The organism is Bacillus sp. SD075 (assembly GCF_017355165.1).
Taxonomy (GTDB): Bacteria; Bacillota; Bacilli; order Bacillales; family DSM-1321; genus Peribacillus.
The window spans coordinates 22,500-44,694 of sequence record NZ_JADILK010000028.1 but is presented as its reverse complement, the minus strand read 5'-3'; the positions used below and the strand labels follow the sequence as shown (position 1 = coordinate 44,694).

Here is a 22,195-nt window from a genome sequence, read left to right as displayed (position 1 = left end):
AGTTACGCAGTTTTTTTGGTCTAGGAGGGGAATAAAATGAGTTTTCGCTGGGATATTATTTTTGAATATGCTCCTTTCTTATTAAAAGGAGCATTGCTTACTATAGGGCTGTCGGCTTCCTCCATCCTCATCGGAACCTTTTTGGGGTTATTGATCGGTTTAGGGAAAATCATGAGAAACAAAGTGCTTGCCTTTCCATTTTACTGTTATGTCACGGTTTTTCGCGGAACACCGCTTTTAGTTCAAATCTTTTTAATCCATTTTGGAATTGTGCCCTTTTTTACCGGGGAAACGAATGCAGTAGCTGCCGGCGTCATTGCTTTATCTTTAAATGCAGCCGCATATATTGCCGAAATTTTCAGGGCGGGCATTCAATCCATCGATAAGGGGCAAATGGAAGGGGCGCGTTCATTGGGAATGACCCATATCCAAACAATGATACATGTTGTATTGCCTCAAGCTTTCAAACGAATGATCCCTCCGTTAGGCAATGAATTCATCGTATTATTGAAGGATTCATCCCTGCTTTGTGTCATTGCTGCCCCAGAATTGATGTATTGGGGGAAAGCGATGGGGAGTCAGTACTTTAAAGTGTGGGAGCCATACCTGGCATGTGCCTTCATCTATCTATTCCTGACCCTCATTTTAAGTTTCGTATTAAATAGACTCGAAAGAAGGTTGAAAACAGAATGATCAAGGTGGAGAATCTAAAGAAGTCATTTGGCGAAAATGATGTATTGAAAAATATCAATGCAATCGTTTCCCCTCGGGAAGTAGTCGTGGTAATTGGTCCTTCTGGGTCGGGTAAATCGACTTTCCTCAGGTGTATCAATCAACTTGAAACGATAACGGGAGGCCATATTTTTATTGAAGGGCTTGATACGACAGACAAGAAGGTCGATATCAATAAGGTCCGGACGGAAGTTGGCATGGTATTCCAGCATTTTAACTTATTTCCACATAAGACTGTTCTTGAGAATATAATGCTTGCGCCTATAAAGGTCCGCAAGATATCCAAAGAACAGGCTTCCCAAAGAGGGATGGAACTGCTTAAGAAAGTGGGACTTAGCGAGAAAGCGAACGCATATCCAGATTCGTTATCGGGGGGACAAAAGCAACGCGTAGCAATTGCCAGGGCGTTAGCGATGGAACCCAAAATCATGCTATTCGACGAGCCGACTTCCGCTCTAGATCCAGAAATGGTCGGTGAAGTCCTTGAGGTCATGAAGCAACTGGCTAAGGAAGGCATGACCATGGTAGTTGTGACCCATGAGATGGGATTCGCAAAAGAAGTTGGAGATCGCGTGATTTTCATGGACGAAGGTTATATTATTGAAGAAAATATTCCTAGTGAGATTTTTGCTAATCCCCAGCAGGAAAGAACTAAAGCTTTTCTGAGTAAAGTACTTTAATTACACGTAAAGAAAAAACCTTCCATTAAGGGAGGTTTTTTTGGGGGGAATATCAGGGGGCTTCATTTTATGTATGAAGCGCCTAAAAGCGATTCAGGGCTTTTACCGAGCACAAGCATACTGATTTTGGCATATCCAATATTTTTATTTTGGGAGAAGGTCTGAAGTAATACCTGGATATTCGGATCATCCTTTAACTTTTGAACTTCCTCTATATATAATCCGATAACGGAGGGCATAACGAATTCAGGGGTGTATTCGTTATGGCTTTCATCCATGATTAAGGTGCCCATAAATTGATATTTAAATTGAAGAGCCCGTGTTAAGGCAACGATATGGACCAGTTTATTAAATAGTTCGGGGTATGAATATTTAATTTTCTCCAGAGCTGATTCTGTTGACTGTAACTCATCGACACTAGATAAAGTGATCATGAATATCTCCTTTTAAGAATATATGGATCCCATCAGCATTTACCATGCTTTTTACTCATACTAGTCTACCCCCGCCGTAACGCATTGTAAAATGGTTAGATGTTATCAAGTGCATAGCCCAAATCTATGATAATGCTTACATCAATCATGCCGAATCATTCACTATTTATGAAACAATGCCTCCCTCGTATATTTCAGCCATTCTTTTGCAGCGTATGAAAGGTAATGGTTCTTACTCCAAATAAATCCCAAATTCCAACTAATGGAGGGATTTTTAACCTTGATTGTCTTTACGCGCTCATCATGACGGCATAAACTTTCCGGTAATAGAGCAACACCAAGTTTACAGTAAACCATTTCCTCAATAAAATCCCATCGTGAGCTTTCCGTGACGATATGTGGAGAAAAACCAGCTTCATTACAGGACGAAATGATGAGATCTCGAAGGACGTAATCTTTATTGAATAAGATGAAAGATTCGTTTTCCAGGTCGGCCAAATCGATCTCCTCCCCAGAAGCATGCGGATGGGAGGGATGAACAATCAAGTTGATGTCTTCTTCCAAAAAAGCAAAATGATGAAAAAGTGCGGTGTTGGTTGGCAGGACTATTACGCCTATATCAATTAAGTCATTTTGGACGGATTCTTCTATTTTCTTTGAACCATCCTCTACTAATTGAAAGGTAATATTAGGATAGTCCTCGTGAAAACGGCTAAGAATTCGGGGGAAGAAAGAAGCATCGATTATCGGCGGCAGCCCGATGCGTATATGCCCTTTTTTTAAACCTAATAAATTGTCCATTTCCGTTTCTAAATTGTGAAAGGCCTTATCAATCAATTTTGCCTGCTCTAGGACAACCCTGCCTGCATCGGTCAGGATCAGTTGCTTACGTGAACGATCAAAAAGCTCAACACCTAGCTCGGTTTCCAGGTTTTTAATCATCTTACTGATGGTCGGTTGGGTAATGAATAAATGGTCGGCAGCCCGAGTGAAGCTATTGAAATTGGTTACCTCTAAAAAGTATTGCAAATGTTTAATATCCATTGCGTCACCTGTTATCCTCGTTTAAAATTAGTTTCATTTTACCCGTAAACGGACATGTTTGTAAAACATGATATGTTTTGATGGAGTTCCATGCACGCATAAATAAGCTGGATTCCAAAGGGGAACCCAGCTTATGAAAGGTGGCAAGAATACCTGCCGTGAATTTTATTTGACCAATAAGACGGGCACTGGGGAATGTTGAACGATATAGTGGCTCACGCTGCCTAGGAATTCCTTGAAACCACTCAATCCGCGGCTGCCCATGATGATAAGGTCACAATTCTGGGATTTTGCATGTTCCAATAAAGTCGTGATGGCTGAACCCTCTACGACAAATGCTTGGGATGCATTCGGGATTTCTGATAAAAGCGCTTCCGCTTTTTTAATCACTTCCTTGCCATACTTGAGCATGGATTCTTCAATTTCCTGAAAGGCATTGCCATATAGATTTGGTTTGATTGGCAGCGTTACGGCGTGAAGCACCTGGATTTCGATAGCGGGATCCAGCTTTGCTAATTCAATCGCTTTTTCTAAAGATTTAAGTGCCAATTCAGATTCATCATAAGCAACTAATATTTTTGAACATAGCATTGATCAATCAGTCCCTTCTTTAAAGAATATACCCCTAGTATACCAATTTAAATCTTCCATGCAGTTTCATATATTATAAATTTTGTGAATATTTATTGAAGTTTACGTTAACGTCAATGTTAAAATAAAGGTAATTAATCCCTTTGCAAAGTGTGGTTTTCATATGTACACCATTTCTGAGTTAGCAAAAGAATTCGGATTGACGACAAGGACCCTCCGATATTATGAGGAACTGGGTATGCTTAGGCCAAAGCGTACCGAAACGGGAAAAAGAGTTTATGGAAAGAAAGAATATGCACAGCTCAAAATCATAATGCGCGGTAAGAAGTATGGTTTTTCGCTAGTTGAAATAAAGGATATAGTCCTTTTATTCGATAAGGATAGGACAGGCATAAAGCAATTGGAAAAAACGATTGAAACTGCAGAACAGAAGTTAACGGAAATAAATGAACGCATTAAAGAGCTGGATGGGTTGAAACAGGATTTTGAACAGGTGATCAAGGGCTTTACCGAGACCCTTCATGACTTGAAAGTGAACGATAAAATAGGCAAGTGGTGAAAATAATCTTTAAAAGAGGTTTTGATGATAGTGAAAGATGAATATATATTCTAGAAACAGATGGGGTGAGGATTTGGAAATACAAGAAACCATTGCAGTAGTGACAGGCGGGGCTTCAGGTCTGGGAGCAGCAACAGTAAGAAACATCATTAAAAAAGGTGGAAAAGCGGTCATATTTGACCTCTCGGAAGAAAATGGCGCTAAAATGGCTCAGGAATTGGGAGATTCAGTCCTGTTTATTAAAACGGATGTAACTAGTGAAGAAAGCGTAGCGGTAGCATTGGATGAAGGAGTAAAAAAATTCGGGAGCATCAATACGGTCATTAACTGTGCAGGCATTGCTATTGCCGAGAAGGTCATAGGCAGAAAAGGTACACATGATTTGAAAGCGTTCTCAAACGTCGTGCAAATCAATTTGATCGGTACGTTTAACGTAATCAGGCTTGCAGCGAAAAAAATGGCCGAAAATGAACCGAACCAAGAGGGGGAGCGCGGGGTCATTATCAATACAGCTTCGGTAGCGGCCTTTGAAGGACAAATCGGACAAGCAGCATATAGTGCCTCTAAGGCAGGGATTGTTGGTATGACACTGCCGATCGCTAGGGAGCTTGCCACCAAAGGGATTCGTGTCATATCGATTGCACCCGGGCTATTCCATACTCCGATGTTCGATTCATTACCTGAAGAAGCGAGGACGTCATTAGGTAAAACCGTGCCATTCCCACCAAGGCTCGGGTATCCCGAAGAGTACGCTAAACTAACGGAAAGCATCATAACGAATCCGATGTTGAATGGGGAAACCATCAGACTGGATGGGGCCATTAGAATGTCGCCCAGGTAAGTGGTTAATTCTTTCAGAGCAATCCATAGTAAATCTAGAAAAAGAGCCTCCGACAATGAAATGGAGAGGAGATAAAACAGGTGGAGCATCCATACCTAAGTGAAGATCATGAAATTTTCCGTAAGTCATTTCGAAAGTTTTTAGAGAAAGAAGCAGTTCCCCACTATGAACGATGGGAAGAAGAGAGAATCATTCCAAGGTCATTTTGGGTGAAAATGGGGGAACAGGGTTTTTTATGTCCGGACCTTGAAGAAGATTATGGGGGTTCCGGGGTGGATTGGGGCTTTGCGGTCATAATTAATGAGGAGCTGGAAAGAGTTGGTTCTGGTTTCATTGGTTTCGGACTTCACAGTGACATCACCGTTCCGTATATTTCCGCATACGGAAATGAATTGCAGAAAAAGCGCTGGCTTCCTAAATGCACGACGGGGGAAATCATTACAGCCATTGCCATGACAGAGCCTGGCACAGGTTCGGATTTGGCCAATATTAAAACGACTGCCATTTTGGATGGGGATCATTACATATTAAATGGCCAAAAGACATTCATCACAAATGGCATTCATTCGGATTTGGTCATCGTTGCCTGTAAAACGGATCCAAGTGCCGTTCCGAAACATAAAGGTGTTAGCTTAGTCGTGGTCGAAAGGGGTACACCGGGATTTTCCAGGGGACGAAAACTGAAGAAACTTGGCTTGCACAGCCAGGATACAGCAGAACTCATCTTCGAGGATTGCCGTGTTCCAAAGGAAAACCTGCTTGGTGAAGAAGGCAAGGGGTTTACTTTCTTAATGGAAAAACTGCAGCAGGAACGCCTTGTGGTGGCAATTTGTGCCCAAACCGCATCTGAGGATATGCTGGCAGATACGATTGAGTACGTGAAGGGCAGGGAAGCGTTCGGAAATTCCGTAAGTCAGTTCCAAAATACTCAATTCAAAATCGCGGAAATGGCAACGGAAATCAAAATGGGGCGTGCCTTCCTAGATCAACTGATCGCCAAACATATGGCTGGTGAACAGGTTGTAACGGAAGTTTCGATGGCAAAATGGCGTTTGACGGAGACAGCCAGGAAAATATCGATTGAATGCATGCAGCTCCATGGCGGCTATGGATATATGGAGGAATACAAGATTGCCAGAAGGTATCGGGATGTTCCGGTAGCAAGCATCTATGCGGGGACAAATGAAATCATGAAGAAAATCATCGCTAAGAATCTGGGCCTATAATAACAGGATGAGAAGGGGAGAAGGTATATGCGGGAAGTGGTTATCGTTGAAGGGATTCGCACGCCGGTAGGCAGAAGGAACGGTGTCCTGAAAGACATTCGTCCTGATGATCTGGCAGGGGAAGTATTGAAGAAGCTGATTGAAAAGGCGGGTATCGATCCGGCTATTGTCGATGATGTCATTTTAGGGTGCGTTTCACAGTCGGGGGAACAGGCAGGTGATATAGCAAGGATTGCTGCACTGATTGCCGGATTTCCGATTGAAGTGCCGGGAACGACGATTGACCGCCAATGCGGATCAAGTCAGCAGGCAGTCCATTTCGCTTCCCAGGCCATCTTGTCGGGGGATATGGATGTAGTGGTGGCCGGTGGAGTGGAAAACATGTCACGAGTCCCCATGGGGTCTAATTATCAAGGAGCTGTAACAAGCCAAAAGTATATGGACTTGCATGAGGTGATCAACCAAGGTTTATCAGCTGAGAGGATCGCCGATAAGTGGGGGATAACGCGTGAAGATTGTGATCAGTTTTCCGTTGAGAGTCATGCGAAGGCAATACGTGCTCAAAAAGAGGGGCATTTTAACCGTGAAATGATATCAGTAACGGGTACTGATAAAGAAGGAAATCAAATCGAAGTTACGGAAGATCAAGGCCCAAGGGGTGGAACTACGCTTGAGGTACTTGCTGGATTAACACCGGTTTTTCAACAAGGCGGTTTAATCCATGCTGGAAACTCAAGTCAGATCAGTGACGGTGCTGCCGCTTTATTATTGATGGAACGCAGGAAAGCCGAAGAACTTGGATTGAAACCACGCTTTAAAGTGCATACACGGGTTGTTGTCGGGTCAGATCCCACCCTGATGCTTACGGGACCAATTCCAGCCACCCAAAAAGCCTTGGAAAAAGCAGGTCTTACAATTGATGATATCGATATCTTTGAAGTGAATGAGGCTTTTGCTCCTGTACCGATTGCCTGGCTAAAAGAAATGGGGGCAGATCCCAAAAAGCTGAATCCAAATGGCGGGGCGATTGCCTTGGGCCATCCTCTTGGTGGCAGCGGGGCCAGATTGATGGTTTCGATGATTCATGAGTTAGAAAGGACGGGCGGCCGTTATGGGCTGCAAACAATGTGTGAAGGCCACGGCATGGCGAATGCTACCATTATTGAAAGATTGGACTGAAGCTGGACTATCCATTTATGAACATTCGTAATTCACACGAGAGTAAAAGCTGAAAAAGGGATGAAGCCGACCATCGGCAGGCTTTGCCTGAACTTTTCCTGTTGATGGTGGTTACTTGAGGAGGAAAATGATATGTCAGTAACGATTAAAAATATCTTTGATCAGACGGTTCAGAAATTCCCCATTAAAGAAGCTATCTATGACGTGAGAAGAAATATCCGCTATACGTACATTCAATGGAATGAACAGGTGAATAGGTTGGCGGCAGCCCTTCAGGCGGAAGGGGTGCGAAAAGGTGACAGGGTCTCTACGTACCTTTATAACAATGAAGAGATTGCAACAGCATTCTTTGCCTGTGCAAAGATTGGTGCAATCTTTAATCCCATCAACTTCCGTTTAATGCCGGAAGAGTTGGCCTTCATCTTGCACGACGCTGCTCCAAAGGTCGTTTTATTCGAACACGAATTGGAAACGAACGTTGCCGCAGTTGAAAGGCGATTTCTGGAAACGTCCTTCTGGTATATTGATGATGATGTGCCTGGGTATGCCAAAGGTTACCGTCAAAAAATGGCCAGTATCTCATCAAAGCCAGAAGAAGTGGACGTTTACGAAGATGATATCTATGCCATCATGTATACAAGCGGGACAACCGGGCGTCCCAAAGGAGTCATTCACCTTCATAAAGACATGGTCAAACAAGCCGAGATTTTAATAGGGGCCATGAAATACGAACGCTCTGATATCGGTTTGATTACTGCGCCGATGTTCCATTGTGCTGAATTGCACTGTTCCTTTTTACCTCGCGTTCAGGTCGGTGCCACAAATGTCATATTACATCAATTTAATCCCCAAAAGGTTATGGAACTGATTGAATCCGAGGGAATCACCAAGTTTTTTGCCGCACCTACGATGTGGAACATGCTCATCCAAGAAAACTTGGATGAGTATAAATTCCAGAGTTTGAAGCTAGGGCTTTATGGAGCAGCCCCGATGGCTCCATCACTTGTACGTGCCTGTCAGGAGAAACTTGGCATCCAGTTCATCCAAGCTTATGGTATGACTGAAATGGGTCCCGCCATCAGCCTTTTATTGGAGGAAGATCAAATTAGGAAAGCAGGTTCTGCTGGCAAAGCATGTTCCAATCATGAAATCATCATTGCCCGTCCGAATGACGAAGGGCCATCGGATCCCGAGGATATGCTGGAACCTGGAAAAACGGGGGAAATCCTAGTGAAGGGTCCGTGTATCATGCAGGGTTACTTTCAAAAAGATAGAGAGACCGAAAAGGCGCTTTACAAAGGGTGGTATCATTCCGGTGACATCGGTTTCCTAGATGAAGATGGATATTTGTGGGTCAAGGACCGGGTGGATGACATGATTATTTCTGGAGGGGAAAATATTTATCCACGTGAAGTGGAAGATACACTATATGAGCATCAAGGAGTTCTCGACTGCGCAGTACTTGGTCAGCCAGATGATCAATGGGGGGAAATGGTGACGGCCTTCATCGTACCCAAAGATCCTTCACTAACGGAAATCGATTTAGAAATCTGGTGTAAGAACAGTAATACACTGGCGAACTATAAACGTCCAAGAAGATATATCTTCTGTAATGAGCTTCCTCGAAACGCAAGTGGGAAGATACAAAAATTCTTGCTTCGTAAACAATTGGAAGGAAATATGGATGGCAATAGTATTGGGAACCTTCTTTAATGCCGGGATAAATAGTGATAAAACTACTAACAAAATAGGTTTGGAAAAGTCGTTTATAATTCCTTGGCATGCGATAATACGTGGATGGAAGAAATGAAAAAAGAACGTAAAAGATATAGATGAATCAATATATAAATAATAATCCTGCAAATCAAGGAGAGAGAATAGTTATCCACAGTAAGAATATAGCGTGATTAGTAAAGTACACCCTTTATCCACATAATCCACAGGGTTATCCAGAAATAACATTATTTTCATGTTAATAAGGAGAATAACTGCACCTTTTCCTTGTCAGTATTTTCTGAATATATCCACAATATACACAGGGCTGTGGATAAGTTGTATAAATAAAGAAATTATAAGGGGCTGATTTACAGCCCCCTTGCTTTTGTTTCTTCTGCTTATAAGCGGCGATTATGAGCACGGCGGTCAGCCGCATTTGCCCGGGCTTGTGCCTCGATGTCTTCCTGGTCAGCCAGTTCGGAAGAATATTCAACGTCAAGTCCGTCACTTTTCAGGTTTTTAGGAACCTGAGGAAGTTTCTGTTTGTTCTTATCTCGATTATGGTGTATGTTATTGCGTCCCATGTTAGCGCCCCCTAAAATAAAAAATAAGCTGGAGATGATAAATTCATCTCCAGCTTATTTTGTGTTGAGTGGCTGTTCAAAATGTACGGGAAAAAACTCCAAACTTAACGACGGGATTTCTTCTCGGTAAATCCAGCGGCTCGATCTGCATTTTTAAATTCCCGCGCATAAAGAATCGCTTGCGTACTAGTTAAGTTACTTTTCTCTTTTTCGTGTTTTTTGGACAATTAAATCATCTCCATTTCACTTAATATACCTATTTTTCCCTAAAATGATCTCTTCATACGTGAGAATCCTCTTTTAAGATGTTTTGTAAGGCTTCTTTAAGGGTTGGAAAGGAGAAGGGAAATCCTTCCTCTTTAAGTTTAGTGGGAAGGACATTTTGTCCTTCAAGCACCAGTATGCTCATTTCCCCCAGGAGTTTCTTGAAGAAGAAGGGAGGTACGGATAACCAATGGGGCCGGTGGAGGACAGCCCCTATCGTTTTCCCGAATGTATCCATTTGAACGGGGTTCGGTGCCGTAAAATTGACTGGACCTTCTATTCGTTGATTGTTCATGCAAAAGATGATTGCACGGACCACGTCATGGATATGAATCCAGGAAAGCCACTGATTCCCTTTGCCCATCTTTCCTCCGCCGAGAAGTTTATAAGGGAGGGCCATCATCGGCAGTGCGCCGTCTTTTTCTCCCAGAATCACCCCGAATCTTGTTAGGACCAACCTTTTACTGTAAGAGCGTGATTTAGCCGCTTCCTTTTCCCATAGTTGAACGGTACGGGCCAAGAAATCATCACCAATGGATTCAGAGGTTTCGGTAAAGGTTTCAACGTCCGATATACCATAATATCCGATTGCACTTGCATTGATGATGACGGGCACTTTAGCGGGCAGAATGGAAATGATCCGGTTCATCTCTTTCGAAGCTTCGACCCTGCTTTCGACAATCCGGCGTTTTCGTTCAGGTGTCCAACGCCCGCTGTTCAGAGATTCACCAGCGAGGTTAATGAAGACATCGAGCCCGGCCAAGTGCTTTTCTGGTTTCGCCTCCTTGGTTAACCAGCCGATATATGTCAAATTAGTCTGTTTTTTAAATTTTTCGGGATGACGGGTCAAAATATATATATCATGATTTTCTTTTGATAATTCATCAATAAGGGCTGTGCCGACAAAACCGCTTCCACCAGCAATGGCAATTTTCACGAAAACCACTTCCTTTCCCTTTCTTTCCTTCACTTTAACATGCCCTTGTTCTTTTTTCATTTTTAGACATGCTATTTATAGAAATGGTAAACGTAAAGGGGTAAAGTAGGGGTGGGGGTGGATTTATGCCAAACATAACAAAAATAACAACCCAAAAGAAACGTAAAGATCGTTATAACATTTTCGTTGACGAAAAATATGCCTTCAGTGTAGACGAAGAAGTGCTATTGAAATTTCATTTAAAAAAGGGAACGGAACTTGATGACCTTCTTTTGGCAGAAATACAATTCCATGATGAAATCCAAAAAGCATTTACTGATGCACTTAATTATTTATCATACCGGATGCGCTCCGAATCGGAAATTCGCCTTTATCTAAAAAAGAAGGAAACGGAAGAGCCAATCATTAAGGAAGCGATACATAAACTATACAGTTTTAACTATTTAGACGACCTTGAATTTGCCAAGGCTTACGTAAGGACCCATGTGAACGGGGGCAATAAGGGGCCGACTACCCTTAAGCTTGAGCTTAAGGAAAAAGGTGTGCAAGGAAAAATGGTTGTGGAGGCATTGAAGGAATACCCTTTTGATGTTCAAATTGAACATGCAAAGAAACTTGCTGGAAAAGCGGTCAAAAAGGAAAAAAACATTTCCGAACGAGCTTTAAGGCTGAAAGTTGAACAAACCTTGTTACGGAAAGGTTTCCCTATAGATGTCATCCATGAAGCGCTTGAAGATGTGACGGTTGAAAAGGACGAAGATGAGCAATGGGATTCTCTTTGCCACCATGCCGAAAAAATGCAACGCCGATATAAAAACCATGAAGGCTTCGAATATGAACAAAAAATGAAGCAGGCATTATACCGAAAAGGTTTTCCAATAGAATTGATCGAGCGTTATCTTTCCAATCCTGATGGGGATTAGGTGCATCGATAGCCAAATCACAAAATTTTGTTTAATATAGAAGTAAATTAATATTTCTTTTAAGGAGTCATATATATGAGTGACATAAGATACAGCAAGTTGTCCGCGTATGAACTACAACAGGAAATTGCAGCATTAACTGAAAAAGCGAGAAAAGCAGAGCAATTGGGAATGGTTAATGAATTTTCAGTATTGGAACGAAAAGTGACGATGGCCAAGGCCTATTTGTTAAATCCGGATGATTTCAAAAAAGGTGAAATATATCAAATTGACGGTGATCCCGGTGTCTATTTCAAAATTGATTATATGAACGGCGTATTCGCTTGGGGTTACCGCTTAGGTGGAAGCGGTAAGGAAGAAGCACTCCCGATTTCAATGTTGAAATAAAAAGGAACCGGGGAAGTACCCGATTCCTTTTGATGAACCTTTTAATTCGATCGCTCGTTCGATGCTTTCATTCTTTCTTGAGGGTGTGTATTAATACTGCCATCTGCACGCTTTGACGCATACCTTGCCTTTGCACGAGGCTCGCCTTGGAATTTATTATTGTTTTGGTTGGGGAATCCTTTTTGTTTATTTCGCAAAATTTTTCTCCTCCAAGCATCAGATTAAAGAAAGAAGCGTTTCCGCTTACCACTAGTATGGGTATGGGACAGTATAGTTCATTCTGTAAAAATATTGGCAATGAGGTGGTTCTAATGAATGATTACCATGAAAGATTAACCAAGATACTGCTTGAGAAAAATGAACACATCACATATGAGCAAGCTTTGACTTGGGTGGAATTATTATGGGAAGATTTCGAAGCAACCTATGCAAAGGCTGGGCATGAGTATGCCGGAGAAGAAATGACATCACGCGTTGTAAGGACCTGGATTGATAACTACGGTGAGCAATTCCACGAATTCATTGCAAAGAACCCTAAATATCAACAGTTATTAAATCAGCAGAATCGAGTGCATTAAAAAAGCTGATTCCAGAGGGCTTCTCTGGAATCAGCTCTTTTTCAATATGCAGCGACTACAAAATAATATTCAATTTCTTCTGCAGCTTGGCTTCGCTAAAGATCCAACCGGTATAAGAATTCAAGATATTCAATTGGCTGTCTAAATGGACAACTGCCACAAAGGGGTAATATCCATTGCTGCGGTATCTTAAATCGATAAAACGGACTTCATAATATTCTTTTATCTGTTCGATTTCAAATCTATAAACGGGAGAAAAGGATAGAAAGGCTGCCAAGTTGATATCCTTCTTGGCGGCTTCGAGAATTTCACTTTCAGGCAATGGCACTCGATCGAACGTATCTAGAATCGTCACATACCCATTATCGGCTCGCGCCACATAATAATTCTTTTCGGTAATCACCGCAATTTTCCAGCGATGAAAACGCATGGTCGGTGATAAAAGAATTTTCCTTGCTCCAGGAATTTGCTGTTTGACCACTCTTTTTACGAAAGTTTGCTCCCTGAATCTGGAAATGTAATAGATGATGAGTATTCCGTAAATGGAAAGAAATAAATAGCCTGGTGGAAATCCAAAGCCCCATAATATCAGGCCGGCAACATGTATCCCAAAAATGAACGGGTCGAATGTATTGATGACCCCTAAAGCTACCCATTTTGATGAAATCGGCCTCAGAGCCTGAGTCCCATAAGCATTGAATATATCCACGAATACATGAAGGAAAACGGCTAAAAAGGTCCAAAGCCAAAGATGAAGGTAATTTGCTTCAGGTATGATGGCGAAAAGCGCTCCGCTGATTATTAAGGGCCAAAGTAAAACAGCGGGAATGGAATGCGTGATTCCACGGTGGTTTCGTATATATACAGCGTTATTCCTTAATTTTAAAACGGTATCAATGTCTGGAGCTTGTGATCCCAATATCGTACCTGCTATGACTGCACTTGCAGTGACTGGGCTCTGCGCAATGACAGGATCTAATGTGGCAAGACCTCCAAGAGCAATTCCCATGACAAAGTGAGTACCTGTATCCAAAAATCTAACCTCCCTGCCACAATTTGAAAAAAATGGTCTTCTCTCATCATACCGTATTTATATATTAACCATCAAATGAATATAATTTTACTTTTTTTCTGTGCCCCGTTACAAATAAATGGATATGAGCATGATATTAAAAATAGAATGACCTACTATAGGTATTCCCATTTTTGATAAGAGTGTAACATCTTTGGAGGAACTGATGTGAAAGAAATAACGATCCCGACAATAGACAAAATAAAAATCGATGAATTTCAAAAAGATTTGGTTTCCTGGTTTCTTGAAGAACAAAGAGAATTGCCATGGAGGGAAAATAAGGACCCGTACCGTGTTTGGGTTTCTGAAATCATGCTGCAGCAAACAAGAGTGGACACGGTGATTCCTTATTTTAACCGGTTTTTGGAATGGTTCCCAACACTCGAGGATTTTGCCAATGCCGATGAAGAGAAAATCCTAAAAGCATGGGAAGGGCTGGGATATTATTCACGTGTAAGGAATCTGCATAGTGCCGTTCAGGAAGTGAAGACATCCTATAATGGTATTATACCGGATGATCCGGAGGAAATTTCCAAATTGAAAGGTGTTGGCCCTTATACAGCTGGTGCGATTCTTAGTATCGCATACGGCAAGCCCGAGCCAGCCGTTGATGGAAACGTCATGCGTGTTTTATCAAGGATATTGATGATATATGAAGATATAGCAAAGCCAAAGACAAGAAAAACATTCGAAGCTGCAGTCAGAAAGCTGATCGATCATAAACATACCTCTGCCTTCAATCAAGCCTTGATGGAACTTGGAGCATTGATCTGCACACCAGGTAAGCCTTCCTGCCTATTATGTCCCGTTCAAAGTCATTGTCTAGCATTTGAAGCTGGGGTTCAGTCGGAATTGCCGGTAAAAATCCAAAAGAAAAAAACGCGGGATGTACCAATTGTAGCAGCAATTTTAACGAATGAAAAAGGTGAGTTCTTAATTCACAAGCGAGCATCAGAAGGATTGCTTGCAAATCTTTGGGAATATCTGAACTTCGAAAACCATTCATCCCTTTTGCATAAGAGGGAATTCTTCGAGAGTCGGTTTCATGAAATGTATGGCGTCAAACCAGAAATCACTGAATCACTTGTGAGAATTGAACATGTTTTCTCACATCTCGTTTGGAAAGTGGACACATATATTGGAGTCGTCAAAGAAGCTATCAGTGAAGAGATACTAAGAGAACAGAAACTTAAGTGGGTGAGTGAAGCAGAGATGGAGGAGTTGGCATTTCCGGTTTCACACCAAAAAATGAAGAAGGCTTATAAAGAAAAAAAACGTATTGAATAAAGGTTTTTTTTGTTCTGAATTGCCCTTCCGCGCACATACTATGTCCGATTCGGTTTATACCAGCTTGTTTTTATGGATCCGACCATTATCGCACTCCTAAAATAAAAAGCATGTATGATGATTGAAGCCATGAATACTGAATGACTATCCTCATTTCCAAGCTCTTAGCCCCCTTATATTTCCAAATTGGTGAAAAGGTATGGGGTTAGGCAAATTCACCATCTTTATTTTCGTATGCATTTTTGGGGACAGCCCTGATTTGTATTCAATAACTTATTATAATAAAATCGTGATTTTAAAAAGGAACTAGGAATATTTGGAATATGCAAAAGGAAGAGGATATCCGCTAAGATATCCTCTTCCTTTTGTTGATTTTTAAAGCCATATCTGTATAAAATCAATCGTAAATGGTTTTCGTTCCATGAGTATAATCGGCTTCCTGCCTATTAAGTCCGCCTCTATTTTCAATTTCTTTGACGATTTCGCTATGGATACTCTGTCCTTCTTGGTTTAAATAAGGTACCATTTGTTGAAGGGAGTGATGAAAATAGGCTAGTTCACTATTTTCCCAATCCGATTTTTTCATCATCGACAACTCTGTCATATCACGTCCAACATACATAACAGTAACACTCCTTATAAAATTGATTTTTATTACGCGGTGTTTACTCAGAAAGGATGAATAAACGAATGGAACAAAAAGTGGCACTCGTTACAGGTAGCAGTAAAGGTTTAGGTAGAAGCACGGCAATAAGGCTTGCAGAGGAAGGTTACGACCTCGTTATTAATTATGCCCGGAGCAAGTCGAAAGCATTAGAAGTGGCAGCCCAAATTGAAGCGCTGGGGCGAAAAGCCCTTGTAGTTAAGGCGAATGTCGGTGACGTTGCGAAAGTGAAAAGCATGTTCGAGGAAATTGATGCTTATTATGGACGTTTGGATATCTTCATCAATAATGCGGCCTCAGGAGTGCAGCGTCCATTGATGGAGCTGGAGGAATCCCATTGGAACTGGACCATGGATATCAATACAAAGGCACTCCTTTTCTGCGCACAGGAAGCGGCGAAATTAATGGAGAGGAACGGCGGTGGGAAAATCGTCAGCATCAGCTCACTAGGATCCATACGCTATTTAAAAAATTATACAGCTGTTGGAGTGTCCAAAGCCGCGCTTGAAGCACTGACAAGATATTTAGCGGTTGAATTGGCTGCAAAAAATATTTGTGTCAATGCCGTTTCAGGCGGTGTAATCGATACAGATGCCCTGAAGTCTTTCCCGAATCGGGATGAAATGCTTGCTGAGGCGGCAGAACAGACTCCGGCTGGACGGATGGTCGAGGTGGAGGATATGGTGAATACCATCCTGTTTTTAATTTCCGATGGAGCCAGTATGATTCGTGGACAAACCTTAATAGTTGATGGGGGTATTTCATTGCTTGTTTAAAAAAATGGAAAAATTTAAATGTTATTGGTTGGATAACACTCCTGGATAATGGTTATCTTATTATCGTGGAGGTGATATCAATGGCTAATAACAAAAAATCACAAGCAGGTACAAACGCTCAACAAGTGAGACAGCAAAACGCGCAATCCCAGCAGGGGCAAGGCCAATACGGTACAGAGTTCGCTTCTGAAACTAACGTTCAAGAAGTGAGACAACAAAATGCGCAATCTCAGCAAAAAAAAGGTCAAGGTCAAGCACAAGGCCAATACGGTACAGAGTTTGCTTCTGAAACTAACGTTCAAGAAGTAAAACAACAAAACCAAAAATCTCAAAGCAATAAAAGCCAAGGCTAATTGCAGATAAAAGCATCCTTCTTTTGAAGGGTGCTTTTTTTATGCCTTCCACTGGATTCGACAAATGTTTCGTCGTGTTTACATTTTATGTCAAAGGAAAAAACGGATAAAAATAGAATATACATACTATAGAAAATATACAGATTAGGAAGGTGCATTCATGGAGGAATTTAACCGGCTTATAAACAACCAGTTGAAAACGATGGATAAGCTTTTACTTTTACAATCCGAAATCGAAAGATGCCAAGATATAGAGAAGCAACTCCTTGCACTGGAAGAGGAGATTGAAGCAGTCACCATTCAGGAAGAGATCCAACTCAAAAAGCAGGAATTGAAAAGTATCCATGATATGTTCGAGAAGCAAACGGAAGAAGTAATCCGTTATTTTCAGCAAGGACAGGCTGCCATACGATAAATAACCGGCTAATTTCTAAGTTAAAATGGGTGGATGGTCAGACTTTTTCGACTTATTTAAACATTTTCACTGGGAGATTAGCCACTTTTGTTTTAAATTTATGAATAAATCGCTATAATATAGGAATATAGGGTAAATGGAAAAAAGTATATATTTTAAATAACACAACAACTGCAAACGGAATAGGGCACAGTACGCTGTCAGGGTGTCTATAGAAAGTAGGGAGAGATAAATGGGGATTGTTCCTGCCGAAGGAGGAAAAATCCAAATCCATAGCTATAAACATAATGGACATATCCATCGTATCTGGGAAGAGACAACCGTTTTAAAAGGGACCCAAAATCTGGTGATAGCAGCGAATGACCGTACTATGGTAACGGAATCAGATGGAAGGACCTGGATTACGAGAGAGCCGGCGATTTGCTATTTTCATTCAAAGTATTGGTTTAATGTTATTGGTATGTTGAGAGAGGACGGGGTTTATTATTATTGCAATATCAGTTCTCCGTTTACATACGATTCGGGAGCATTGAAATACATTGACTATGACCTGGACATTAAAGTATTCCCAGATATGACGTTTAATTTGCTGGATGAGGATGAATATGAAAGACATCGGAAAGAAATGAATTACCCGGATGCCATCGATTCAATATTGAAACAGAACGTAGACTATTTGATTTATATGATACGCCAGCGAAAAGGACCATTCTCCGCAGAGTTTATTGATAGTTGGTATGAACGATTTTTAACCTATCGATGATAGAAAGGGCCTGCTGCTTAATTGGCAGGCCTTTTCATTGTGATTCAATCTTTCGAGAAAGCAGGAACGATGAATAACTGTATCCTTGCCTCCTATAAATTATATGAATGTTAGTGAATGAAATCCTTTTGATAGTTAATCATCGAAAAGGAAAATATAATTGAATAGTGCACGATTACAAATGGACTGTTAGGGAATTTTTTTCATTTGGGTTTAATGATTCAGAAAAGGAGGGATTCCGTGGGGAGCATTAAGAGATATTTGAAATTCGTCAAACCATATAAATGGCAGATAATCGGGACGGTACTGATTGGATTGCTAAAGTTCGCGATTCCGCTTTTGCTTCCATTGCTCAGTAAGTACATAGTGGATGACATCATTGGAAATGGTGACCTGTCCAAAGCCGTGAAGTCCGAACGTCTTTTATGGGCAATGGCCATCATGATATTCATTTTCGTTGCAGTTAGACCGCCGATTGAGTATTACCGTCAATATTTTGCTCAATGGACCGGAACGAAAATATTATATGATATTCGTAATGATTTATTTACTCATATACAGAAACTGAGTTTTAAATATTATTCCAATACAAGAGTGGGCGAGGTCATTTCAAGGATGATCACGGATGTGGAACAAACGAAGAACTTTGTTATCACGGGTCTGATGAACCTTTGGCTCGATATTGCAACGATCATTATAGTGATAGTCATCATGTTTACGATGGACGTGAAGTTAACCATTGTATCCATTATCATGCTTCCATTTTATGTATTTTCGATTAAGCATTTCTTTGGTAAGCTGAGAGCCTATACAAGGATTCGGTCCCAAGCGTTAGCGGATGTACAGAGTCACCTTCATGAACGGGTTTCAGGGATGTCGGTCATCAAAAGCTTTGCGATAGAAGACAGGGAACAGGAATTGTTTGCGGAGCAGAACAAGAATTTCCTAGATAAGGCCCTAAAGCATACGAGCTGGAATGCTAAGTCATTTGCTGTCGTGAATACGATCACGGATATTGCCCCCCTGCTCGTGATAGGCTTTGCCGGTTATCAGGTCATTCATGAACAATTGTCACTGGGTACCATGGTTGCTTTCGTCGGTTTCATAGACCGGCTATATAATCCTCTCAGACGTTTAGTTAACTCTTCGACGACAATGACCCAGACATTGGCGTCCATGGACAGGGTTTTTGAGTTTGTGGATGAGAAGTATGATATCGATGACGAGCCAGGGGCGGAAGAGCTGAAACATGTGGATGGACGAATAACCTTTCAGGATGTATCGTTTACTTATGACGAGAAAGAGGCACCCGTTTTGAAACATATAAATTTGGATGTTAAACCAGGGGAAACCATTGCACTTGTTGGGATGAGCGGCGGCGGGAAATCCTCGATCGTCAGTTTGATTTCCCGTTTCTATGATGTAACGGAGGGAAGGGTATTATTGGATGGGACGGATATCCATAAATATCAAGTCCGCAGCCTAAGAGATAAAATAGGAATGGTTCTGCAGGATAATATCTTATTTAGTGAATCGGTTAAGGCCAACATCCTTATGGGACGGCCTGAAGCAAGTGAGGAAGAAGTAGTTGAAGCGGCAAAGGCGGCGAATGCCCATGACTTCATCATGGGTCTAAAAGAAGGATATGAAACGAAAGTCGGGGAGCGGGGAGTTAAATTATCCGGAGGCCAAAAGCAACGGGTGGCCATTGCGAGAGTATTTTTGAAAAACCCGCCAATCCTTGTTCTCGACGAAGCCACATCCGCGTTGGATTTGGAAAGCGAACACTATATCCAGGAGGCACTGGATATTTTGGCGAAAAACCGGACCACCATCATCGTGGCCCATCGATTATCAACCATCACCCATGCCGATCGGATCGTTCATATCGATAATGGGGAAATTACGGAAATGGGAACACACGAAGAACTTATGAAAAAGCAAGGACATTATTACAGCCTATTTCAAGTACAACAATTGGATGCTTAAGCATAAGGAAAAAACCATATACAAAAGAAGACCATTCCGCTAACTGGAATGGTCTTTCTTATTCTTATACGAACTCGTGCGTACACGTTATGAAATCCTTTTTTCATGCAGCGTTTTTTTCCTGTCAGGAAGGAATTGCGGCAGATGCTTAATTCCCTCAGGCAAGGCAATGCCGACGATGATCAAGCACATTCCGAACCATTGCAGTGACGTAACCTGTTCATTCAAGAAGATGACGGAAACGACCATTGCAGAAGGCAGCTCGGCTGCACAAAGAATGGTTCCAAGCCCGACTCCCACTTTCGGTAAACTGACAGCAAAGAAAAAGAAAGGAACCAAAACACCCAAAGTGCCCAGCAGCAAACCATAGTACCATAGGTTGGTTTGGACTAGATTCGTCATTAGTGTGACGGGGTTAGTCGTGAAAACAGCAGTCAGCATGGCACCCGTTGCAATGAAAAACAACCGTTTCATTGAAGATTCACCAACAGCGAATTGAGAGTTGCAGTACATATACAGTGCAAAAAGCAAAGCAGACAATAGTCCGAACAATACGCCTTTTAGGCTTAGGCCGGATAGAGGCTGACCAAAGATCGCCCCTGCCAATAATGTACCGATGAAGAGAACAAAAATCGCAATGAGTTTATTTTTATCCGGGCGTCTTTTAGTTATGAAACTTTCAATAAGGACGCCTATCCAGGTAAATTGAAATAAAAAGACAACGGCAATCGAAGCGGGAAGTTCTGATACGGAAACGGCATATGCCTTTCCGACGAAAGTGGACATCATGCCCGTGATTAAAAGTAATCCGGCACTCTTCCATGAAACTTTATATTTAAAAGAAAAAAGAAATAACACGGAGACAATCAGCCAACCGACGAGGTATTGACTGCCGACCAGTTCTCCAGAAGAATGGCCATCCATGAATCCAAACTTGATCATGGTTGATAATGTGCCATATGAGATCGAACCGATTAAGACCATTATGGAATACTTCAAAAGTTGCATGTTTTTCACCCCTGTAAAAATAAAAATCGCCACCTGCCAAAAAGGCAAGTGACGAACGAAAAAAGGAAATCCTTTTAAAATTCCGTCTCTCAACAAAAGCTGAGTTTAAAAAATGTTTGTGTTGCATTACCTTAAGCTTAAAGTCTTTGTGAATATTTGTCAACCAGAAAAAATAGGTTAAGCATGCAGTCGATCTTTAAGCGGAGGCGGTTGCAGAGGTCGGAGATGTTCCTTTCATGCATAGTAATTGCCCCCCAATAAAGAGGCGAATATACCGAATGGGGGGATGTGTTTCAATCGTGATTTTCCAGGAAGTCTTCCAATGTATCACGGTATTCCGCGTCTTTCATTTTACGAAGATTAGGCTTTTTTTCTGCAGATGGTTCATCGTCAGGCTTTTGGTTGTGAAGCTTGGAAAGAGCTAAACGATAATCCCGATCTTTCATTTTCAATTCATCATTGTCTGTTGGGGAGATGATTTCGGTAACGGCATCATCTGCCGAAGAGAAAGGTTCCAATGAGTTCTCTTCCTCGACTCCCGGCGGCTTATCTTCAGGTGATAAGGCTTTGATATTGAATGTGATCAAGCCTGTAACCGCTAATATGGCAACGATGATAATTAGAATTATGCCCATTGAATCAAGCCTCCTAGAGCTCGTTTATGAATGAACGGGTGACATGGGCTACCCGTTTTCCTAATGCTTCTCCAAGCTGCAAGTCATGTTTGGTTATGTTGTCATCCACACCGGGCGGACAGCTTACCCCTACTCCATAGTAGGAACCATATAAGGCGTTTTCCGGGACTGTGCCTGGTAAGCCCACGATGATCATGCCTTGATGAAGCATAGGGGTGATTAAGTTCAGCATGGTAGCCTCGAGTCCGCCATGTACGGTGGCCGTCGTACAGAATACAGCGCCCACTTTATTGATGAGTGCACCTTCCGCCCATAGATACCCAAGTTTATCAATCCATGTTTTCAAGCTCGAACTGATGGTGCCGAAATGACCTGGACAGCCCCAGATGATGGCATCCATCTCCTGAAGCTTATAAACATCCGCCTCGTTTACATGGTCAATGAGAACCTCAGCCCCAGGAACCGCAGCGGCTCCTTGAGCTATTGATTCGGCAAGTGCCTTCGTATGGTTACCTTCACTATCGTATACAACATAGATCTTCATTTTTATTCCCCCAT

Annotated in this window: 28 protein-coding genes; 16 read left to right on the top strand and 12 right to left on the bottom strand. The window is 41.8% G+C overall.

Going from position 1 to position 22,195, the window contains the following annotated elements; translation table 11 throughout:
* Positions 1-36: 36 nt before the first annotated feature.
* Positions 37-693: an amino acid ABC transporter permease gene (locus IOC57_RS17315; RefSeq protein WP_207439856.1), complete on the top strand. Its 657-nt coding sequence runs from the start codon at positions 37-39 to the stop codon at positions 691-693.
* Positions 690-1,412, top strand: coding sequence for an amino acid ABC transporter ATP-binding protein (locus IOC57_RS17310; protein WP_207439855.1), 723 nt, complete (start codon positions 690-692; stop codon positions 1,410-1,412). The genes IOC57_RS17315 and IOC57_RS17310 overlap by 4 nt, the downstream gene beginning before the upstream one ends.
* Before the next feature lie 62 nt (positions 1,413-1,474).
* On the opposite strand, the gene IOC57_RS17305 is transcribed toward IOC57_RS17310, so the two are convergent.
* The 3 genes from IOC57_RS17305 to IOC57_RS17295 all read right to left on the bottom strand — a co-directional run bounded on the left by IOC57_RS17305 (position 1,475) and on the right by IOC57_RS17295 (position 3,481).
* A complete protein-coding gene (locus IOC57_RS17305) occupies positions 1,475-1,846 on the bottom strand; it encodes a hypothetical protein (RefSeq protein WP_207439854.1) in 372 nt (123 codons plus the stop codon).
* A 162-nt stretch (positions 1,847-2,008) separates the two neighbouring features.
* Complete coding sequence (gene cidR / locus IOC57_RS17300; RefSeq protein WP_207439853.1) at positions 2,009-2,890, bottom strand: cidABC operon transcriptional activator CidR; 882 nt, start codon at positions 2,888-2,890, stop codon at positions 2,009-2,011.
* A gap of 165 nt (positions 2,891-3,055) precedes the next feature.
* Complete coding sequence (locus tag IOC57_RS17295) at positions 3,056-3,481, bottom strand: universal stress protein (protein WP_207439852.1); 426 nt, start codon at positions 3,479-3,481, stop codon at positions 3,056-3,058.
* Between the two features lie 163 nt (positions 3,482-3,644).
* Here IOC57_RS17295 and IOC57_RS17290 point away from each other — a divergent pair, with 163 nt between their 5' ends.
* From IOC57_RS17290 to IOC57_RS17270, 5 genes are all read left to right on the top strand, one after another.
* Positions 3,645-4,040 carry a MerR family transcriptional regulator gene (locus tag IOC57_RS17290; RefSeq protein WP_207439851.1) on the top strand — a complete coding sequence of 132 codons (396 nt, stop codon included), beginning with the start codon at positions 3,645-3,647 and terminating at the stop codon, positions 4,038-4,040.
* Between the two features lie 73 nt (positions 4,041-4,113).
* Entirely contained in the window at positions 4,114-4,881 is a 768-nt protein-coding gene (locus IOC57_RS17285; protein WP_207439850.1) for a 3-hydroxyacyl-CoA dehydrogenase, read from the top strand.
* Positions 4,882-4,961: 80 nt separating this feature from the next.
* Positions 4,962-6,107, top strand: coding sequence for an acyl-CoA dehydrogenase family protein (locus IOC57_RS17280; protein ID WP_207439849.1), 1,146 nt, complete (start codon positions 4,962-4,964; stop codon positions 6,105-6,107).
* A 27-nt stretch (positions 6,108-6,134) separates the two neighbouring features.
* Positions 6,135-7,286, top strand: coding sequence for a thiolase family protein (locus IOC57_RS17275; RefSeq protein WP_207439848.1), 1,152 nt, complete (start codon positions 6,135-6,137; stop codon positions 7,284-7,286).
* A 132-nt stretch (positions 7,287-7,418) separates the two neighbouring features.
* Positions 7,419-8,999: a fatty acid--CoA ligase gene (locus IOC57_RS17270; RefSeq protein WP_207439847.1), complete on the top strand. Its 1,581-nt coding sequence runs from the start codon at positions 7,419-7,421 to the stop codon at positions 8,997-8,999.
* Positions 9,000-9,400: 401 nt separating this feature from the next.
* Here IOC57_RS17270 and IOC57_RS17265 read toward each other — a convergent pair whose 3' ends face one another.
* The 3 genes from IOC57_RS17265 to IOC57_RS17255 form a co-directional block, all read right to left on the bottom strand.
* On the bottom strand, positions 9,401-9,586 hold the full coding sequence (locus tag IOC57_RS17265) for a YfhD family protein (RefSeq protein ID WP_101225951.1): 186 nt from the start codon (positions 9,584-9,586) through the stop codon (positions 9,401-9,403).
* Positions 9,587-9,690: 104 nt separating this feature from the next.
* Entirely contained in the window at positions 9,691-9,813 is a 123-nt protein-coding gene (locus IOC57_RS17260; protein WP_207439846.1) for a YfhE family protein, read from the bottom strand.
* Between the two features lie 53 nt (positions 9,814-9,866).
* On the bottom strand, positions 9,867-10,787 hold the full coding sequence (locus tag IOC57_RS17255) for a TIGR01777 family oxidoreductase (RefSeq protein WP_207439871.1): 921 nt from the start codon (positions 10,785-10,787) through the stop codon (positions 9,867-9,869).
* Positions 10,788-10,912: 125 nt separating this feature from the next.
* On the opposite strand from IOC57_RS17255, the gene recX reads away from it, so the two are divergent.
* A complete protein-coding gene (recX, locus tag IOC57_RS17250; protein ID WP_207439845.1) occupies positions 10,913-11,710 on the top strand; it encodes a recombination regulator RecX in 798 nt (265 codons plus the stop codon).
* Positions 11,711-11,785: 75 nt separating this feature from the next.
* A complete protein-coding gene (locus IOC57_RS17245) occupies positions 11,786-12,097 on the top strand; it encodes a YfhH family protein (RefSeq protein WP_207439844.1) in 312 nt (103 codons plus the stop codon).
* A gap of 41 nt (positions 12,098-12,138) precedes the next feature.
* Here IOC57_RS17245 and IOC57_RS17240 read toward each other — a convergent pair whose 3' ends face one another.
* Positions 12,139-12,297, bottom strand: a complete 159-nt coding sequence (locus IOC57_RS17240; protein ID WP_207439870.1) for a small, acid-soluble spore protein K — start codon at positions 12,295-12,297, stop codon at positions 12,139-12,141.
* A 111-nt stretch (positions 12,298-12,408) separates the two neighbouring features.
* Here IOC57_RS17240 and IOC57_RS17235 point away from each other — a divergent pair, with 111 nt between their 5' ends.
* Positions 12,409-12,675, top strand: coding sequence for a YfhJ family protein (locus IOC57_RS17235; protein ID WP_101225953.1), 267 nt, complete (start codon positions 12,409-12,411; stop codon positions 12,673-12,675).
* Between the two features lie 55 nt (positions 12,676-12,730).
* Here IOC57_RS17235 and IOC57_RS17230 read toward each other — a convergent pair whose 3' ends face one another.
* Positions 12,731-13,708: a metal-dependent hydrolase gene (locus IOC57_RS17230; protein ID WP_207439843.1), complete on the bottom strand. Its 978-nt coding sequence runs from the start codon at positions 13,706-13,708 to the stop codon at positions 12,731-12,733.
* A gap of 207 nt (positions 13,709-13,915) precedes the next feature.
* Between IOC57_RS17230 and mutY the strand changes: the two genes are divergently transcribed.
* Entirely contained in the window at positions 13,916-15,034 is a 1,119-nt protein-coding gene (gene mutY, locus IOC57_RS17225; RefSeq protein WP_207439842.1) for an A/G-specific adenine glycosylase, read from the top strand.
* Positions 15,035-15,431: 397 nt separating this feature from the next.
* On the opposite strand, the gene IOC57_RS17220 is transcribed toward mutY, so the two are convergent.
* On the bottom strand, positions 15,432-15,656 hold the full coding sequence (locus IOC57_RS17220) for a hypothetical protein (RefSeq protein WP_061461732.1): 225 nt from the start codon (positions 15,654-15,656) through the stop codon (positions 15,432-15,434).
* 68 nt (positions 15,657-15,724) lie between these two features.
* On the opposite strand from IOC57_RS17220, the gene fabL reads away from it, so the two are divergent.
* The 5 genes from fabL (at position 15,725) to IOC57_RS17195 (ending at position 19,994) form a co-directional block, all read left to right on the top strand.
* Positions 15,725-16,474: an enoyl-[acyl-carrier-protein] reductase FabL gene (gene fabL / locus IOC57_RS17215; protein ID WP_207439841.1), complete on the top strand. Its 750-nt coding sequence runs from the start codon at positions 15,725-15,727 to the stop codon at positions 16,472-16,474.
* A gap of 80 nt (positions 16,475-16,554) precedes the next feature.
* The gene (locus tag IOC57_RS17210) at positions 16,555-16,827 is read left to right on the top strand and encodes a gamma-type small acid-soluble spore protein (RefSeq protein ID WP_207439840.1); all 273 of its coding nucleotides are present in this window, start codon (positions 16,555-16,557) and stop codon (positions 16,825-16,827) included.
* A 160-nt stretch (positions 16,828-16,987) separates the two neighbouring features.
* Positions 16,988-17,242 carry a YgaB family protein gene (locus IOC57_RS17205; RefSeq protein ID WP_207439839.1) on the top strand — a complete coding sequence of 85 codons (255 nt, stop codon included), beginning with the start codon at positions 16,988-16,990 and terminating at the stop codon, positions 17,240-17,242.
* 232 nt (positions 17,243-17,474) lie between these two features.
* Complete coding sequence (gene ntdP, locus IOC57_RS17200) at positions 17,475-18,005, top strand: nucleoside tri-diphosphate phosphatase (protein WP_048685440.1); 531 nt, start codon at positions 17,475-17,477, stop codon at positions 18,003-18,005.
* Positions 18,006-18,245: 240 nt separating this feature from the next.
* Positions 18,246-19,994: an ABC transporter ATP-binding protein gene (locus IOC57_RS17195; protein ID WP_309487723.1), complete on the top strand. Its 1,749-nt coding sequence runs from the start codon at positions 18,246-18,248 to the stop codon at positions 19,992-19,994.
* 87 nt (positions 19,995-20,081) lie between these two features.
* Here IOC57_RS17195 and IOC57_RS17190 read toward each other — a convergent pair whose 3' ends face one another.
* From IOC57_RS17190 to IOC57_RS17180, 3 genes are all read right to left on the bottom strand, one after another.
* Positions 20,082-21,002 carry an EamA family transporter gene (locus IOC57_RS17190; protein WP_207439838.1) on the bottom strand — a complete coding sequence of 307 codons (921 nt, stop codon included), beginning with the start codon at positions 21,000-21,002 and terminating at the stop codon, positions 20,082-20,084.
* Between the two features lie 293 nt (positions 21,003-21,295).
* Positions 21,296-21,637 carry a hypothetical protein gene (locus IOC57_RS17185; protein WP_207439837.1) on the bottom strand — a complete coding sequence of 114 codons (342 nt, stop codon included), beginning with the start codon at positions 21,635-21,637 and terminating at the stop codon, positions 21,296-21,298.
* A 13-nt stretch (positions 21,638-21,650) separates the two neighbouring features.
* Positions 21,651-22,181 carry an NAD(P)H-dependent oxidoreductase gene (locus tag IOC57_RS17180; RefSeq protein ID WP_207439836.1) on the bottom strand — a complete coding sequence of 177 codons (531 nt, stop codon included), beginning with the start codon at positions 22,179-22,181 and terminating at the stop codon, positions 21,651-21,653.
* Between the last annotated feature and the right edge of the window lie 14 nt (positions 22,182-22,195).